The 14,060-nt window shown below is 41.0% G+C and carries 13 protein-coding genes; 6 read left to right on the top strand and 7 right to left on the bottom strand.

Annotated elements, in window-relative coordinates:
* Window positions 1-118: 118 nt before the first annotated feature.
* From ACNKW3_RS16910 to ACNKW3_RS16900, 3 genes are all read right to left on the bottom strand, one after another.
* Window positions 119-1,099 carry a hypothetical protein gene (locus tag ACNKW3_RS16910; RefSeq protein ID WP_427400507.1) on the bottom strand — a complete coding sequence of 327 codons (981 nt, stop codon included), beginning with the start codon at window positions 1,097-1,099 and terminating at the stop codon, window positions 119-121.
* A 136-nt stretch (window positions 1,100-1,235) separates the two neighbouring features.
* Window positions 1,236-1,607: a hypothetical protein gene (locus tag ACNKW3_RS16905; protein ID WP_427400506.1), complete on the bottom strand. Its 372-nt coding sequence runs from the start codon at window positions 1,605-1,607 to the stop codon at window positions 1,236-1,238.
* A 111-nt stretch (window positions 1,608-1,718) separates the two neighbouring features.
* Complete coding sequence (locus ACNKW3_RS16900) at window positions 1,719-2,375, bottom strand: DUF2306 domain-containing protein (protein ID WP_427400505.1); 657 nt, start codon at window positions 2,373-2,375, stop codon at window positions 1,719-1,721.
* Between the two features lie 539 nt (window positions 2,376-2,914).
* On the opposite strand from ACNKW3_RS16900, the gene ACNKW3_RS16895 reads away from it, so the two are divergent.
* Window positions 2,915-3,337 (top strand): hypothetical protein, encoded by a 423-nt coding sequence (locus ACNKW3_RS16895; protein WP_427400504.1) that lies wholly within the window; start codon window positions 2,915-2,917, stop codon window positions 3,335-3,337.
* Window positions 3,338-3,354: 17 nt separating this feature from the next.
* On the opposite strand, the gene ACNKW3_RS16890 is transcribed toward ACNKW3_RS16895, so the two are convergent.
* The 3 genes from ACNKW3_RS16890 to ACNKW3_RS16880 all read right to left on the bottom strand — a co-directional run bounded on the left by ACNKW3_RS16890 (window position 3,355) and on the right by ACNKW3_RS16880 (window position 7,727).
* A complete protein-coding gene (locus ACNKW3_RS16890) occupies window positions 3,355-4,206 on the bottom strand; it encodes a DMT family transporter (protein WP_427400503.1) in 852 nt (283 codons plus the stop codon).
* Between the two features lie 39 nt (window positions 4,207-4,245).
* On the bottom strand, window positions 4,246-7,119 hold the full coding sequence (locus tag ACNKW3_RS16885) for a M16 family metallopeptidase (protein ID WP_427400502.1): 2,874 nt from the start codon (window positions 7,117-7,119) through the stop codon (window positions 4,246-4,248).
* Window positions 7,120-7,271: 152 nt separating this feature from the next.
* Window positions 7,272-7,727 (bottom strand): Hsp20 family protein, encoded by a 456-nt coding sequence (locus ACNKW3_RS16880; protein WP_427400501.1) that lies wholly within the window; start codon window positions 7,725-7,727, stop codon window positions 7,272-7,274.
* Between the two features lie 307 nt (window positions 7,728-8,034).
* Here ACNKW3_RS16880 and ACNKW3_RS16875 point away from each other — a divergent pair, with 307 nt between their 5' ends.
* Window positions 8,035-9,618, top strand: coding sequence for an N-acyl-D-amino-acid deacylase family protein (locus ACNKW3_RS16875; protein ID WP_427400500.1), 1,584 nt, complete (start codon window positions 8,035-8,037; stop codon window positions 9,616-9,618).
* A gap of 41 nt (window positions 9,619-9,659) precedes the next feature.
* On the opposite strand, the gene ACNKW3_RS16870 is transcribed toward ACNKW3_RS16875, so the two are convergent.
* Window positions 9,660-10,379 (bottom strand): hypothetical protein, encoded by a 720-nt coding sequence (locus tag ACNKW3_RS16870; RefSeq protein WP_427400499.1) that lies wholly within the window; start codon window positions 10,377-10,379, stop codon window positions 9,660-9,662.
* 313 nt (window positions 10,380-10,692) lie between these two features.
* Here ACNKW3_RS16870 and ACNKW3_RS16865 point away from each other — a divergent pair, with 313 nt between their 5' ends.
* The 4 genes from ACNKW3_RS16865 to ACNKW3_RS16850 all read left to right on the top strand — a co-directional run bounded on the left by ACNKW3_RS16865 (window position 10,693) and on the right by ACNKW3_RS16850 (window position 14,060).
* Complete coding sequence (locus tag ACNKW3_RS16865; RefSeq protein WP_427400498.1) at window positions 10,693-12,399, top strand: vWA domain-containing protein; 1,707 nt, start codon at window positions 10,693-10,695, stop codon at window positions 12,397-12,399.
* The gene (locus ACNKW3_RS16860) at window positions 12,365-12,985 is read left to right on the top strand and encodes a sigma-70 family RNA polymerase sigma factor (RefSeq protein ID WP_427400497.1); all 621 of its coding nucleotides are present in this window, start codon (window positions 12,365-12,367) and stop codon (window positions 12,983-12,985) included. The genes ACNKW3_RS16865 and ACNKW3_RS16860 overlap by 35 nt, the downstream gene beginning before the upstream one ends.
* Window positions 12,982-13,725 (top strand): hypothetical protein, encoded by a 744-nt coding sequence (locus ACNKW3_RS16855; protein ID WP_427400496.1) that lies wholly within the window; start codon window positions 12,982-12,984, stop codon window positions 13,723-13,725. The genes ACNKW3_RS16860 and ACNKW3_RS16855 overlap by 4 nt, the downstream gene beginning before the upstream one ends.
* A 62-nt stretch (window positions 13,726-13,787) precedes the next feature.
* Complete coding sequence (locus tag ACNKW3_RS16850) at window positions 13,788-14,060, top strand: hypothetical protein (RefSeq protein ID WP_427400495.1); 273 nt, start codon at window positions 13,788-13,790, stop codon at window positions 14,058-14,060.

Below are 14,060 nucleotides of genomic sequence, written 5' to 3'. Positions count from 1 at the left end.
GCACTTCACTATCCTAAGTGAAACGCCCTGTGCGGAGCCGCATGCAGGGTGTTGTGGGGGCTGAGGGTTAGAGACCCCTGGCTACCCGATTATGTTTTTGTATTTAGAACTCCACATTTTAAAATGGAATATCATCATCAAATATATCTTTTGGTTTGGGAACTGCCCCTTCTGGGAGAGGGAGATTAGATACTGTGTATAAGTTTAAAATATCTTCCCTATCCATGAAGAGTATTTGGCTTCTCTTAGAAGCATCTAGTTTTCCCCCAAGCCAATTCCTAGCTTGCTTCGTAATTTCTCCCCCTGCAACGATAAATGCATGATCGACTAAAACCCTTTTACTAGTTTCAGGATCAAATATTTCATGGCCCAACATCATCAGTACCTGATTGTATATTTCAGCAATATTTGCATTTGATGATTTCGTTACACCGGCAGAATCTAGTTTTCCCTTTTTCGCTTGTATTCCGAAATAGAGAACATGCTGAGTGGGCAAAACAAATCTCATCCAAATATCTTTCCCGTATTCCAGCGCTTTGTCTTTATGACCTGCAGCTGTAATTCGGTGATACCCTAACTGGCGAAATAAAGGTAACAAAACCTCTTCAATCAACTCATCTTCAGAGCATTTATCAAGATATTCTGTTAATTGCTCTCTCTTTTTAACTTCGTTAGGTGTAAATGGCCTATGAGGATTGGTGATTGTTGAAACTGTTTTTGTTCCTATATGACGAATATAAAGGAGATCATCCTCCCCATAGAATGCTTCGAACCCTTCGCGTGACAATGGCTTATTTAGTAATTCAAGGGCAAGTGTCCGATCTTGATCGTTATCTTCTGCATCAGATTTATGCATTAGGACTTGAAGGACATGTACAAAACGATCTGGGAGAGTATTAGCCATAGACTGAGGTTCATCTAGTAATTCTGCCATTCGTTCTGCAGCCCATACTCTGCGAGTAGAGCCATCATGGACAAAATCAAGATCACAGTCCTCAAAGAACTGAGTAATGTAGCTACTAGACCGGTAAGGGAAATAATCCATATCACCCACAATCATTTCACCTATTTCCCTCAAATTACGGTTCTTGAACTTCATCTCATCCCTAAATTATTAAATGAACTGTCTACTTTTGACGGCCCCTTAAAAAACATAACAACTGAATATGGTGTGCGACGAAGTCGTGTCACAGTTGAACTTGTTCAACGGCTTGATTTTCTTGTTAGCTGCCATGCTATGCGACTCCATTAAACACTACCTTTACGCTTCCCAAATCCACAGTATATTGAGCTGTGAAATAACAAGTACCGCCATCTAATACAACCAGTCTTTGTTTTGACTTGTCCATAGATTCAAATGATTCATCAACTTCGCAATACCCCCAAATTACAACTGTATTTTCATCTTTTATTTGATAGTGATAAGTGAAGACAGATCGATCTGGAACGACTCCTACCATCATTCTGTTAATTTCAGTCCATATTGCAATTTCAAGCTCTAACTCACTTATCTCTAAATCAACTTTTGGATTATCTAATTTATACCAACTTTGTGCGCCACATTGAAACGTGATTAAGATTGAAACAAAAAGGAAAAAAGATCTCATGTTTTAACCCGTTCAGCTAACGCCGCCATATGGGGCGCAGAAATGCTTGGCTAAAATTGGCGACGAAGGAGCGCAAGCCAAGCGTTTTGCGTCCCTGCCATAATGGCTTTGTTATGTCCGTCTTTTTAAACCCCACACACGAACACGTACAACCCAATAAATCGTTGATAATAAAACAAGCAAAACAGGAGTTACAAGGAGAAAAGAATTCCTGATTGCTCCTGGGAATACCTGAGATTGACCAAGGAAAAAGGAAGCTGCTGCGATAAACATAGCAACGCCAATGCGCCAACTGTGACGCACTAGCCTTGCTTTGTTATTTAGTTTTTGTTTTTTGAGAAGGTATGTATCCGCAAGAGCAGCCAATAATGAAATGGTGCCAAAAACTATAATGACCTGAGTTGGATTACCATCAATCTTCGCAATACCTTGGCTTAATGCATGAAATCCCGTTAGAACGGCATATACACCAACCAAGAGGCCAAAAAATGCTAATGAAAGATTAGTCAGGTTAGGCTTGAAAGTCGTTATGCGGGCAGCAACGAAAGCTGTGCAAACTAAATAGAATGTTACTAGACCTGCAACCATGTTTAGCATTTCATCATTAATGAATGCCAACAAAGCACCAGATAGAGTCATAAGCACCATTGAGATAACAAAAACTTTGCCAGCTTTTCTGTGCGTATTTGCCCCCTTTTTGGCCAAGAAACTTATGGTTCCAGCGAGCAAAGCTATGCTGCCTGCAAAAATATGAAGAAAAACTAGCACAGTACTACAACCTCCGATGTTGATTTAATTTGCTAAGGACATAACATCTTATTAGCGAGTATCTCGCATATGTACGAAAGTGCAGTAGATTCATCGCTAATATCCTTTTATTCTAAATGACTGTTATACAACATTTAATTTTGTAGGGTCAACTTTAGTTTAGGTCTGTTTGCACTGGATTTCGCGAGACTCTATTTAGAGGGTTTTCTCGCTACATATGGATTTCTTTGTTAACTACTGATTTTGCTCGAAATTTAAAGAATGCATATGATGCCGATTTGGCTTGTTTTTTGTTCTATAGCGAGCTTATATCAAAAACGTATTTATACAGAGTTAGTTATGTCGAAATTTTAGTCGGAAGTTCGTCGTGCAAAGCTTTCGCAACGCGGATTCTTGAAAGAGATCCGCGATGTCTCGAGGCTGACGGGAAGAATTAAGAATAGTACATTCCCTCCCTCGAATATTAATCGTCGTTTTTTGTTTCGATTCTTTTTCAAAAATTGTATAGACTGCAATAAAAAACTAACAAAGGACTGAACATGAACAAGCCCCCTATTTGGTTTTATATATTCTCTGCAGTGGCGCTGTTGTGGAATCTCATCGGTGCCGCTGCCGTTGGTCTTGATTTCACGTTAACCGCAGAAGACATTAAGCTTTTTCCTGAAGCTCAGCAACAAATGTATGCAATGCGCCCCATCTGGGCCCCTTTTGCTTCTGTAGCTGCGGTCGGTTTTGGTGTCATTGGCTGCTTAGGATTATTGTTGAAGCAGTCTTGGGCGAAAATCAGCTTTATCCTCTCAATTGTCGGCTTAGTTCTTCAAGATATTGCGTTGTTCTTTTTCATGGATGCAGCAACCTTAGTAGGCGCAGGAGTGTTGATTATTCAGGGACTGGTATTTCTGATAGCTGTAGGATTATTCTTTTTAAGTGTAACCGCGGAAAAAAATGGCTGGATAAAGTAGCTACAAATGCACTTGAATCAAGGTTGATGTGCGGTGCTTTTTACCCAAATTACTAAGCCAACGCCACCTAACACCAAGGCTGAACTGATCACAATGCGAGTAGTGAATGCTTCTTGCAAAAACATCCAGCCAGCAAATACGGCAATGACAGGTACTGAAAGCTGCAAGGTGGCAGCTTTGATCGCGGCAATGTAAGGCAAAATGCTGTACCAAAGTGCATAACCCAATCCGGAAGCTATAGCACCTGAAGCAATGGCGTAGGCTATACCGGTATAGTCTGTCTCTTGATGGGGCAGAAATAGAATAAACAGTAAAATTGCGAAAGGTAAGGCTCGAATGAAATTACCAGCCGTTGCTTCAATGGGCATCGCAGTCCCCTTTCCCAATAGAGAATAAATGCCCCAAGCTATACCTGCTGAAACCATAAGCGCTGCACTTGAGATTTCAGGCACAGAAGCACTAGGAAGTAATAGCAACACCAATCCAACTATGGCCAAAACAAATCCCAACCATTGAAGCTTGGACATTCTTTCCCCTTTGTACAACCCCCAACCTATCATGGTGATTTGCACGGCGCCAAACAGCAATAAAGCACCAGCCCCAGTAGTCATGCTGATGTAGGCAAATGAAAAGCCGCCAGCATACACCATGAGTGCTAATCCGGATTTCAGACTACCCGCTTTAAAAGGGTTGCGTTTGCGAGCCATGACTATCAAGCTCAAGATAATAGCGCCGCTGAGGATTCGCCAAAGGGTAAATGAGGCTGGATCTATTTGGGTTTCGACCAGAGCCATACGACACAACAATGAATTAGCTGCAAATGCAACCATTGCCAGTGCCGAAAGCATGACTAACTTCAATCCAGCCATTTTACCGCCCTTTTAGTTACCGCTCTTTTTATACAAGGTTTATTCCAAGGTCACTGGATCGCCATTGATATCAAGTTCAATCACTTTAGAATCTACGCTTTGGGCAAAGGATTCAACGCCAGAGAATTGAGTAGCTGCATCACCGGCAATCACATAAATCATCTGCGGCTCTTGCAAATAGGTGTCTATTACGCGATGCACTTCAGGTAAGTCCGCATTAAACACATAATCTTGATTGTTAACTATGTAGTCCGCGGTTAACCCTTTTTTGCTCATTTCTTCAAGAATTCTCAGCTTGTCATTTAATGTTTCAAAATCGCGGGAGTTACCCTTTATCACCATGTTCTGCATGGTCGCCAAGTCGCTTTCACCAAAAGTCTGTTTATACTGACCCACTAGGCGTTTAAATTCTTGCAAAGATTCTTTGGTCACATTAGAACGCACCTGTGAACTGGCTATAAAGCTTGACAAATATGGACCATCTTGGACGAAACTGTAAGCGCCGTAAGTGTAGCCTTTTTCTATACGTAAGGTTTGCGCGAGTCTACCTGAAATTCCACCGCCTAACGCAGTGTTTGCATATTCAATCGCATATGAATCAGGATGCTGTTGGTCTGGTAATAGTTTGCCTATATAAATGACCGACTGCTTAGCATTTGGGATATCAATAAAATAGACGCGGCTAGAAGTATCTGTTTTCGCAGGCGCAATTGTGGGTAACGCGGCAACTTCACCTGTCCATTCAGACAAGCTTTCTAGGGTGCTAACTACCTTAGTTTGGCTAATATTGCCAACGATATGATAACTCGCGCCTTGGGGCTTAACATATTGCTGATAATAGGATTTCACATCTGCTAGGGTAATATTTTCGACACTTGTTTCGGTGCCTCCTGAGGGTATGCCCAAAGGATGATTATCCCCGTATAGTTTACTTGCAAAAGCGTTATAAGCCACTCGACTAGGATTGCTTTGTTGCTGCTTGATATTGGTTAATTGGGCTTGTTTTAAGCGGTCAAAAGCTGCTTGATCAAAAGAAGGTGAAAGCAACATCTCACCAACTAAGGCCATTGTCGCTTGATAGTTTTTCGCTAACACGCGGCCACTGATATCAATTTCATAACGGTTTGCTGATACTGACAAGCTAGCACCTAACAGGCCGAGGGCTTGCTCAAATTCGGCTGCTGATTTTTCAGTGGTTCCTTCCATCAACATGTCCGCCATTAAAGAGGAAACCCCTTCCTTAGATGCAGGATCTAATAACTGCCCGCCTGGAATAATAAGACTAAAATTCACCAGAGGTAATTCGTTTTGCTCAATTCCAAATACCTGAATGCCTAACTCTGTCGTTTGTTGCCAGACTTCGGGCACTTTAAGCGCAGGAAGCTCTCCTAGTGGTGGTTCGCTGCGATCATTTTTAGTCGGTGTGATAGTAAAGTTGTCCAAGGCTTTTTCTTCAAAGGTAGTTTCGGCTCCTTGCACTATTTGTTCTTCGACCACATTTGCTAGCGTTGAATTTGCAACAGCAAGCTCTAATTTTTGCTTTGGCACGAAGCTAGTAATAACCGCTGGCTGGTCTTTTATATACTGATTAAATACGCGCATTATATCTTCAGTGGTAACAGCATTAATACGTTCTATTTCAGTTTTATAAAAATCAGGTGAGCCAGCATATTCATTGTAAATCCCGAGTTGAAGCGACTTATTTAAGATGCTTTCAAACTGCTGATAAAAAGACGTCTCAGTCTGAGCTCTAATTCTGGTTAGTTTGTCTTCACTTACTCCATCGGCAACAAATTTATTGAAAGCTTGCTGGATTACTTGTTGCACTTCATCCAAATCTTGGTCAGCATTTGCCCTAACTCTTACAGTAAATGTCCCCGCGATTTCTTGACTAGAATGATAGGCAGCGACATTTGGGGCTAACTGTTTTTCTGTCACGATTAATTCGTATAAAGGCGTATCCTTGGTGCCAGCTAAAACACGAGCGAGCATGTCTAGGGCATAGGCATCTGGATGATATTGTTCTACTGTTGGGTAGGTCATGCGAATTTCGGGTAAACGCGCAAAATTATCTTCATGAAATAACAGAATGTCTTTTTCTAAGGTCACTGGCATGGGAGATAAAGGATCAACCTTTTCTCCTTTTGCAATTTCACCAAACCAGTATTCCACTTTCTGTTTTGTTTCTTCAATATCGATATCGCCAGCAATCACTAAAGTTACGTTGGACGGGGTATAAAATTCATTATAAAAGCGTTTAACGTCTTCTAAGGTGGCGGCTTGTAAATCTTCCAAATCGCCTATCACTGTCCAGCTATACGGGTGACCTTTAGGATAGAGAGCCTTACGGATTACGTGATCTGTGTGGCCATATGGGCGGTTATCCACTCGTTGGCGTTTTTCATTTTTGACCACTTGTTTTTCGCGCTCTAGTGTTGGCTGAGTCACAGTATTGATCATAAAACCTAGGCGATCAGAATCTATCCATAACAACTTATCAAAAGCATCTTTGGGCACTACTTCATAATAAATAGTACCGTCACTCCAAGTGCCACCATTGCGCTCTCCGCCAAGCTCGGGAATCATTTTTCTGTTAGCACCCATGGGTACATTTTCTGAATCATTAAATGCCATATGCTCAAAAAAGTGAGCAAATCCAGTACGTCCAGGTTGTTCACGATTAGAGCCAACGTGCACCACAGTCGACAATGCGACTATTGGATCAGACTTATCTTGGTGCAGAATAACTGTTAGCCCATTGTCCAACTGGTATTTTTCATAACTGAATTTAAGCTCTGGTTGTGCTGTTGATGTGGATGCGTTATCTGAACTAGGAGTTGGTTTGGGGTCGCTACAGCCGGCTAAAAAAAGCAGCAGTATTGCACTAGCGAAAGCAGGTTTAATGATTCTCATATTGTCCTTGGGATCTGTCGTGAAAGGTCGAGTTTTTATTTAGAATAAGCGCCTACAATAAATAACTCAACTATTTGAAAACAGACAAAAACTAGCGGGCATAAAAAAAAGCGCTCAAAAGAGCGCTTTAGTTTAGGGAGAAGTCGAACCAATTATTGGTTTTCGATAAGGTTACTGCCTATTTCAATTCGACGTGGTTTTTGGGCTTCAGGCACCACACGTTCTAAATCGATGTGCAATAATCCATTTTGTAAGTCAGCGGATAGTACTTTCACGTTATCACCGAGTTGGAACTTACGTTCGAAATTACGCTCAGAGATACCTTTGTGTAAGAACTTGCGCTCGTTTACAGTTTTTTCGTCTTGTTCAGACGTTTCTTTATTGCCTTGCACTTTCAAGGTGTTTTCTTGCACTTCAATGAGTACATCTTCTTGAGAAAAGCCTGCAATGGCCATAGTAATTCTATATTTATCTTCGCCCAATAACTCAATGTTATACGGCGGATAAGAGGTTTGTTTTTCTTGTCTGTTTGCTGCATCAATCATAGCAGCCAAGTGGTCAGAACCAATAAATGAACGGTAAAGTGGAGATAGATCTATAGTACGCATTCTCATATCCTTCCTATTAAGCAATATGTTAAAAATTTAAGTTTTGATGCCCCGGCTTTCCGGCGGCGGTTTTGTAGACCCTTCTGGCGCCTACAACTTATATGTAGGATCGAAAAAAACCTTTTCAAGTATTTTTTTTAATTTTTTTCAAAAAAAAATAATGGAGCCGTAGTTCATTCTTTAGAAATAATGGAGTCGGGGTTAATTATTAACTGGATTCAGAGTAAATTGACTTCCCCACTTCCTAGCTTTAATTTTCACCTAAACTTATTTGTTTTAATTCACTTTTACCGCTATGGTAGGCAATATGAAACTATTCATAATCCTTACAACCCTTCTGAGCCTCATTGCTTGTGCAAGCAATGAACCTACACTTGAGTACGACATTATCATTCGTAATGGTTTGGTCAATGACGGATCAGGCGAGGATACTTATTCGGCCGATATTGGCATAATTGGCGATACAATAGTGGCGATAGCTCCCTATGGAAAACTACGCAACAGCCAAAACACAAAGGAAATTGATGCCACAGGAAAGATGGTTTCACCTGGGTTTATCGATCTGCATTCCCACGCAGAATGGGGGATTTTAAGAACCCCTGACGTACCTTTTATCGTAAAACAGGGAGTCACCACTATATTGGGCGGGAATTGCGGCGGTAGCCCGGTCAATATCGGGAACTACTTTGAAAGACTGTCGGAACAAGGCAGTGCGATTAATGTTGCCCTGTTAATTGGCCACAACAGTGTTCGTCGCAAAATAATGCAAAGAGAAAACAGGCACGCCACTGATACTGAAATTGCAGCTATGCAGACGTTGGTTTCAAATGGGATTGAACAAGGTGCTTTTGGTTTATCGTCAGGGCTTTTGTACATTCCTGGAACTTATGCGCCACCTTCAGAACTTGAAGCTTTAGCATCAGTTGCCCAAGCTCAAGGTGGCTTTTACGCTACTCATATGCGCAGCGAAGGTGAGCACGTTATAGAAGCGGTTGAAGAAACTGTTAATGTGGCAAAGAAAACCGGAATACCGGTGCATATTTCTCACCATAAAACCTCTGGTCCTTCCGCGTGGGGGTTGAGCAAAAAAACCTTGGCGTTGGTTGATAGTTACAACGCCGAAGGGTTAGATGTTACCCTAGATTTATATCCATACACTGCGTCGAATACCAATTTAGGCGTGTTATTACCTTCGTGGTCTCTCGCGGGCGGTGATAAGGCGTTTGAACAACGGATAAATGATCCCGAATTAAAACAAAAAATCATTCAAGAAAGTGCCGATATTATCTATAACCAAAGAGCGGGCGATGACCTTAATCGAATTCAAATAAGTCGATACGTGAAAAACCCTGAATGGGAAGGAAAAACTTTCGCACAGGTACTAACTTCCCTCGATCGCGAAGTAACTCCCATTGAAGCCGCAAATTTGGCAGTTGAAATTCAACTTGCCGGTGGTGGAAGAGGAATTTACCACACCATGAAAGATGATGATGTAGAAAGAATTATGCGCCATCCAAATTCATCTATCGCGTCTGACGGCACTGGTATCGAATGGATGAAGGGCAGTCCTCATCCTCGAAACTATGGCACATATCCACGAGTACTGGCGCACTATGTGAGAGATAAGTCAGTTCTGTCATTACCAGAAGCGATTAAGAAAATGACATCCATGCCAGCACAACGGATGGGACTATCTGACAGAGGTTTACTAAAAGAAGGTTACAAGGCAGATATTATTGTGTGGGATGCTAATACCATCCAAGATAAATCTACCTTTGCTCAGCCTCATCAATATTCTGTAGGTATTGAACATATGCTTGTAAATGGCAAAGCTGTTTTGCAAAACAGCGAATTAACTGGTGTAAGAGCAGGCGTAGCAGTACGTAAGTAAAGGTCGCCAGAGCGACCTTCTTAAAGTAATCTTTTCGAGATTTAGGCGTTTCTCAAACGACGAGCAAATACCACAAGAAAACCTAGACCTGACAGAACAAATATTCCCGGCGTAGGGACCGCGTTGCTTGCACTGTACTGATAAGAAAGGCTGGTCATATTAAACTGAATATAATTTCGCTCTCTAGTATTTGCTACATCATCTAGGTCGTATCTATCAACAAAAACAATGCCGTAGTTATATTCTATATTTGCCAACTGACTTTGATTAAGGGAAAACGAAATATCTAAGTTTCCGCCATTAAAAATGTTTAAATCGGAAGGATCATAAATATTGATTAAAGAATAGTTTAATTCACGTCGGTCGGAGTTACTCACATAATCGTAATCTCTTACCAGTAAACGATTGAGAGTGGAACTGTCTTGTATTTGGACTGAATCGTAATTGCGATAAGAACTATCAGTAGTGTCACTTTCGAAATTTACACTTACTGACGAGGTAACAAACTCTGAATCATAATTAGGATTATCATTATAGGTGGCTGCTACTGAGCTGCTGTTTGAATCTGTGGGTAAATTGGCTAAATTGATGACAAATGATCCCGTAATACTGTCACCAACAGCATATCCAAAATCATAACTATCATTGCCATTGGGGTTGTGTTCGTTATATATGATTCCAGTGTAATTAATAGTTACCAAATTAGCAGACACAAATCCTGAAAAACATAAAAAAAATAAGGGTAATAAAGTCTTAAACATAAAAAATCCTGAACTGGTACTTCAACTATTCAAGATGCTCTTAGCAATCAATGTGCCGAAAATAAAGCTCATTTAATTCAATGGTTTAAGATGTTGTTCTTGGTGGGCGTAAAATAAACTGACATTAACGGGCTAGTTATTTGAAAAAGTTAAGGTCACCTTTGGTGATGTTTTAGCGTTATTCAAATGAATCTATTCATAATTTAATAGTCGATTAAGTAGAAAATAAAAAAATTAGAAAATAAATAACCCTTTTCACACTCAGGTCCGTCAATAGGGAATAGACAATCATGAAAGACCAAAGGAAATTATCATGTTAAGACCTTCTACTAGCTTTAAACACAGTCTATTAGCCATTGCAGTATTCGCTACTTTCGCTTGTTCACACTCACCTGGTGAAAGTGAAGTTATTGCTGAGCGAGAACGAGCGGCACAAGCGCAAGCAGATCAAGCACGAGCGCAACAAGAAATGATACAAGTCTCTGGATCGAGGATCGTGCAAGAAAAGGCAGATAATTTTGCTTTTCACTCGTTAATGGCACCAGGACCGCAAGAACTAGATTATCAAGGCCCAGATACAAACAATGAAAACTACCAAGATATTGAAGAAAACCCTGTAAAAACAGTTGGTTCAGACCCCGTTTCTACTTTTTCCATAGATGTGGATACTGGTAGCTATACCAATACCCGTCGCATGTTGACTCAGGGCTATTTACCTCCAGCAGATGCGGTGAGAGTGGAAGAATTCATTAATTATTTTGATTATCAGTATCCTCAGCCAACAGACATTGATCAACCATTTAGTGTGAATACCGCAGTGTCGGTTTCGCCTTGGAATGACCAACGTCACCTAATGCGCATTGGGCTAAAAGGCTTTACCCCTGAAATAGCAGATGATGTTGGTCGAAATCTGGTATTTCTTTTAGATGTGTCTGGTTCGATGAACCAAGAGAATAAACTCCCATTACTGAAGCGTTCTTTGACTATGTTAACAAATCAAATGAGCGCTAAAGATAGCGTATCTATTGTGGTATATGCGGGTGCTTCAGGTGTGGTACTTGAACCTACTCCGGGTAACGAGAAAGCGCAAATAACTCAAGCGCTGGATCAATTGCAAGCGGGCGGGTCAACAAACGGCGGCGCAGGCATCCAATTAGCTTATAAAATGGCGGAACAAGCCTTTATTAAAGACGGTATAAACCGCGTGATCTTAGCCACCGATGGGGATTTTAACGTCGGCATGACAGACCAAGACGCTCTTATAGAACTCATCGAGCAAGAGCGTGATAAAGGTATCGCATTAACCACATTAGGCTTTGGTCAGGGTAACTACAATGATTATTTAATGGAACAACTGGCGGATGCTGGCAATGGTAACTATGCCTATATAGACACCATTAACGAAGCCAGAAAAGTATTGGTTGATGAACTTCAATCCACCATGCAAATCATCGCCAAAGACGTCAAAATTCAAGTGGAGTTTAATCCAAATCAAGTCGCTGAGTATCGTTTGATTGGTTATGAAAACCGCGTATTAGCGAAAGAAGACTTCAATAATGATAAAGTAGACGCCGGTGATATTGGTGCTGGCCATACGGTAACCGCACTGTATGAATTAACCTTGATTGAAAGCAAAGATAAGTTTAACGACGAGCTAAGATATCAAACAAACAATCAGCAAGATAAGGAAGTGTCAGACGAATTGGCGTTTGTAAAATTACGTTTTAAGCAACCTGATAGTGATACCAGCGAGCTTATTCAACAAGCAGTAAAACGCGAACAAATAACCAACTTCGATGCTCAATCTGATGATTATAAGTTTGCAGTTGCGGTTGCAGGCTTTGCACAGCAGATGAAAAAGAGTAAATTTGTCCCTGACACCAGTTTTCAATGGATAACTGAAACTGCCAATGCTACCAAGGGCAAAGATGAATTTGGTTATCGAAGTGAATTTATTCAGTTAGTACGAAACGCACAGGCATTAAGTGACGCTAAACAATCAGACAGTACAGGAAACTGACGAGAACTTATTAACTCAGTTTGTAAACGGAGAATATGCCGCCTTTCAGTTGCTCTATGAGCGACATAAAGGCGGGCTTTTCCGTTATGTAGCACGTCAGTTGCACGATCAAAACCTAGTGGAAGATATATTCCAAGAGGTTTGGAGCAAAGTAATTAGCCGAGCCTCAAGTTTTGACCAGCAAGCAAAATTTACCACTTGGCTGTATACCATAGCGCGTCACCATTTAATTGATCATATTCGGCATATCAAGGTGGTCGAAAATGTGATTTCGGAATCAGAAAATAAGGAAGCCGTAGAAGGTGTTTCTGCATCATCGCCGGAACAAGCCCATGACACAGTGCTGCAATCTCAAGCGTTGATGCAATGTTTAGATAAATTGCCTATGCAACAAAAAGACTGTTTTTTATTAAAAGAAGAGTCAGGGCTTAGCGCCAAGGAAATCGCAGAGATCATAGATACAGGCTTTGAAGCTACAAAAAGTCGACTCCGTTATGCTTACCAATCACTTCGACATTGTTTAGAGCAAAAACTTGGTGATTTACTTAAATCAGATACTGGAAATAAAGGAGGTCAGTCAATATGAGTAATCAAAATGATGATAATTTGAATGACCAAGACGAAAAAGACTCGGCCTTTGTTAGCAAACTGTATCAACAAACAAAACATCAAATACCCTCATCTGAAGTCGATGACAAGGTATTAGCGATGGCGCGTCAACACACGGCTGCAGCGTCTAAGTCCAAAGCTAAACCTTTGTGGACAAAATGGCAATTTGCTACATCCATTGCTGCATCAGCACTTTTTGTGGCGTTTATTTTTATGCATACACCCAACGAGCCTCTGGAATCGCAACTATCCCCTAGTCTGCCGCCGCCATCAGCATCAAAGGAAGAGCAAGCGGATAGGTTTGAGCCGGAAGTTGCCACTTTACGAGACGCTAAAGAGATGGCGCTACTTAAACAGCGAGCAAGCAGTGAAAAGCGAAAAATGGTTGCCGAAGAAATGCAAAATGCCGACGACTTGGAAGCAATTACAGTGACCGGTAGCAGAATAGTGGATATTGATCCCTACATTGAAGAGATTTATTCAGAGCTAATCGCCCTTAAAGCGGAATTGACCGAGTCTGAACAATTACAATCCTTGGTAGCCAAACCTGAACAAGAAGACAGCTTGCTGCAAGAGTACGATGATTTACAATCGTTGTTATTCGATTTCCTCATTGAGCAAAAAGCAGAACAAGATGACTGGCAACTTGATACTAAATACAAACAGGTGTTAACAGAAGCGCAGTGGGAAAAACTAACCGCTAGTAGCCAAGATTAGTTACCTTTGCTCCTCTAAGTGATACCATATTTTAAAAACCAATTTGCTCAACAAAGGATTTTATGGATATCTTGGACACAAACGGCTACGTACTGGTCGCGGTTACCATTTTCGCGTGTATCGGTATTGCCCTGTTCTTTTTTGGAAGCTTAATTACAGTGGCGGCGGCTTTTGGTAAAGGCGATAAACTATTTGGTATTTTGATTATTCTGTGTTTACCCTTTTCCGCCGTGTATTGCATTTTACATCCAGAATACACCAAGTATCCTTCAAAGTATGTTTACACAGGTGCCCTTTTGATAGCGTTGACGGGTATTGGTTTGCTTTTCATTTGA

This window comes from Glaciecola sp. 1036 (assembly GCF_050306235.1).
Lineage (GTDB): Bacteria > Pseudomonadota > Gammaproteobacteria > Enterobacterales > Alteromonadaceae > Glaciecola.
This window is presented reverse-complemented; position numbering and strand designations above follow the sequence as displayed.

Bases quoted from the DNA above. Each gene is read 5' to 3' on its own strand.
- ACNKW3_RS16910 (WP_427400507.1), bottom strand. From the start codon at position 1,099: ATGAAGTTCAAGAACCGTAATTTGAGGGAAATAGGTGAAATGATTGTG.
- ACNKW3_RS16905 (WP_427400506.1), bottom strand. From the start codon at position 1,607: ATGAGATCTTTTTTCCTTTTTGTTTCAATCTTAATCACGTTTCAATGT.
- ACNKW3_RS16895 (WP_427400504.1), top strand. From the start codon at position 2,915: ATGAACAAGCCCCCTATTTGGTTTTATATATTCTCTGCAGTGGCGCTG.
- ACNKW3_RS16890 (WP_427400503.1), bottom strand. From the start codon at position 4,206: ATGGCTGGATTGAAGTTAGTCATGCTTTCGGCACTGGCAATGGTTGCA.
- ACNKW3_RS16885 (WP_427400502.1), bottom strand. From the start codon at position 7,119: ATGAGAATCATTAAACCTGCTTTCGCTAGTGCAATACTGCTGCTTTTT.
- ACNKW3_RS16880 (WP_427400501.1), bottom strand. From the start codon at position 7,727: ATGCGTACTATAGATCTATCTCCACTTTACCGTTCATTTATTGGTTCT.
- ACNKW3_RS16875 (WP_427400500.1), top strand. From the start codon at position 8,035: ATGAAACTATTCATAATCCTTACAACCCTTCTGAGCCTCATTGCTTGT.
- ACNKW3_RS16870 (WP_427400499.1), bottom strand. From the start codon at position 10,379: ATGTTTAAGACTTTATTACCCTTATTTTTTTTATGTTTTTCAGGATTT.
- ACNKW3_RS16865 (WP_427400498.1), top strand. From the start codon at position 10,693: ATGTTAAGACCTTCTACTAGCTTTAAACACAGTCTATTAGCCATTGCA.
- ACNKW3_RS16855 (WP_427400496.1), top strand. From the start codon at position 12,982: ATGAGTAATCAAAATGATGATAATTTGAATGACCAAGACGAAAAAGAC.
- ACNKW3_RS16850 (WP_427400495.1), top strand. From the start codon at position 13,788: ATGGATATCTTGGACACAAACGGCTACGTACTGGTCGCGGTTACCATT.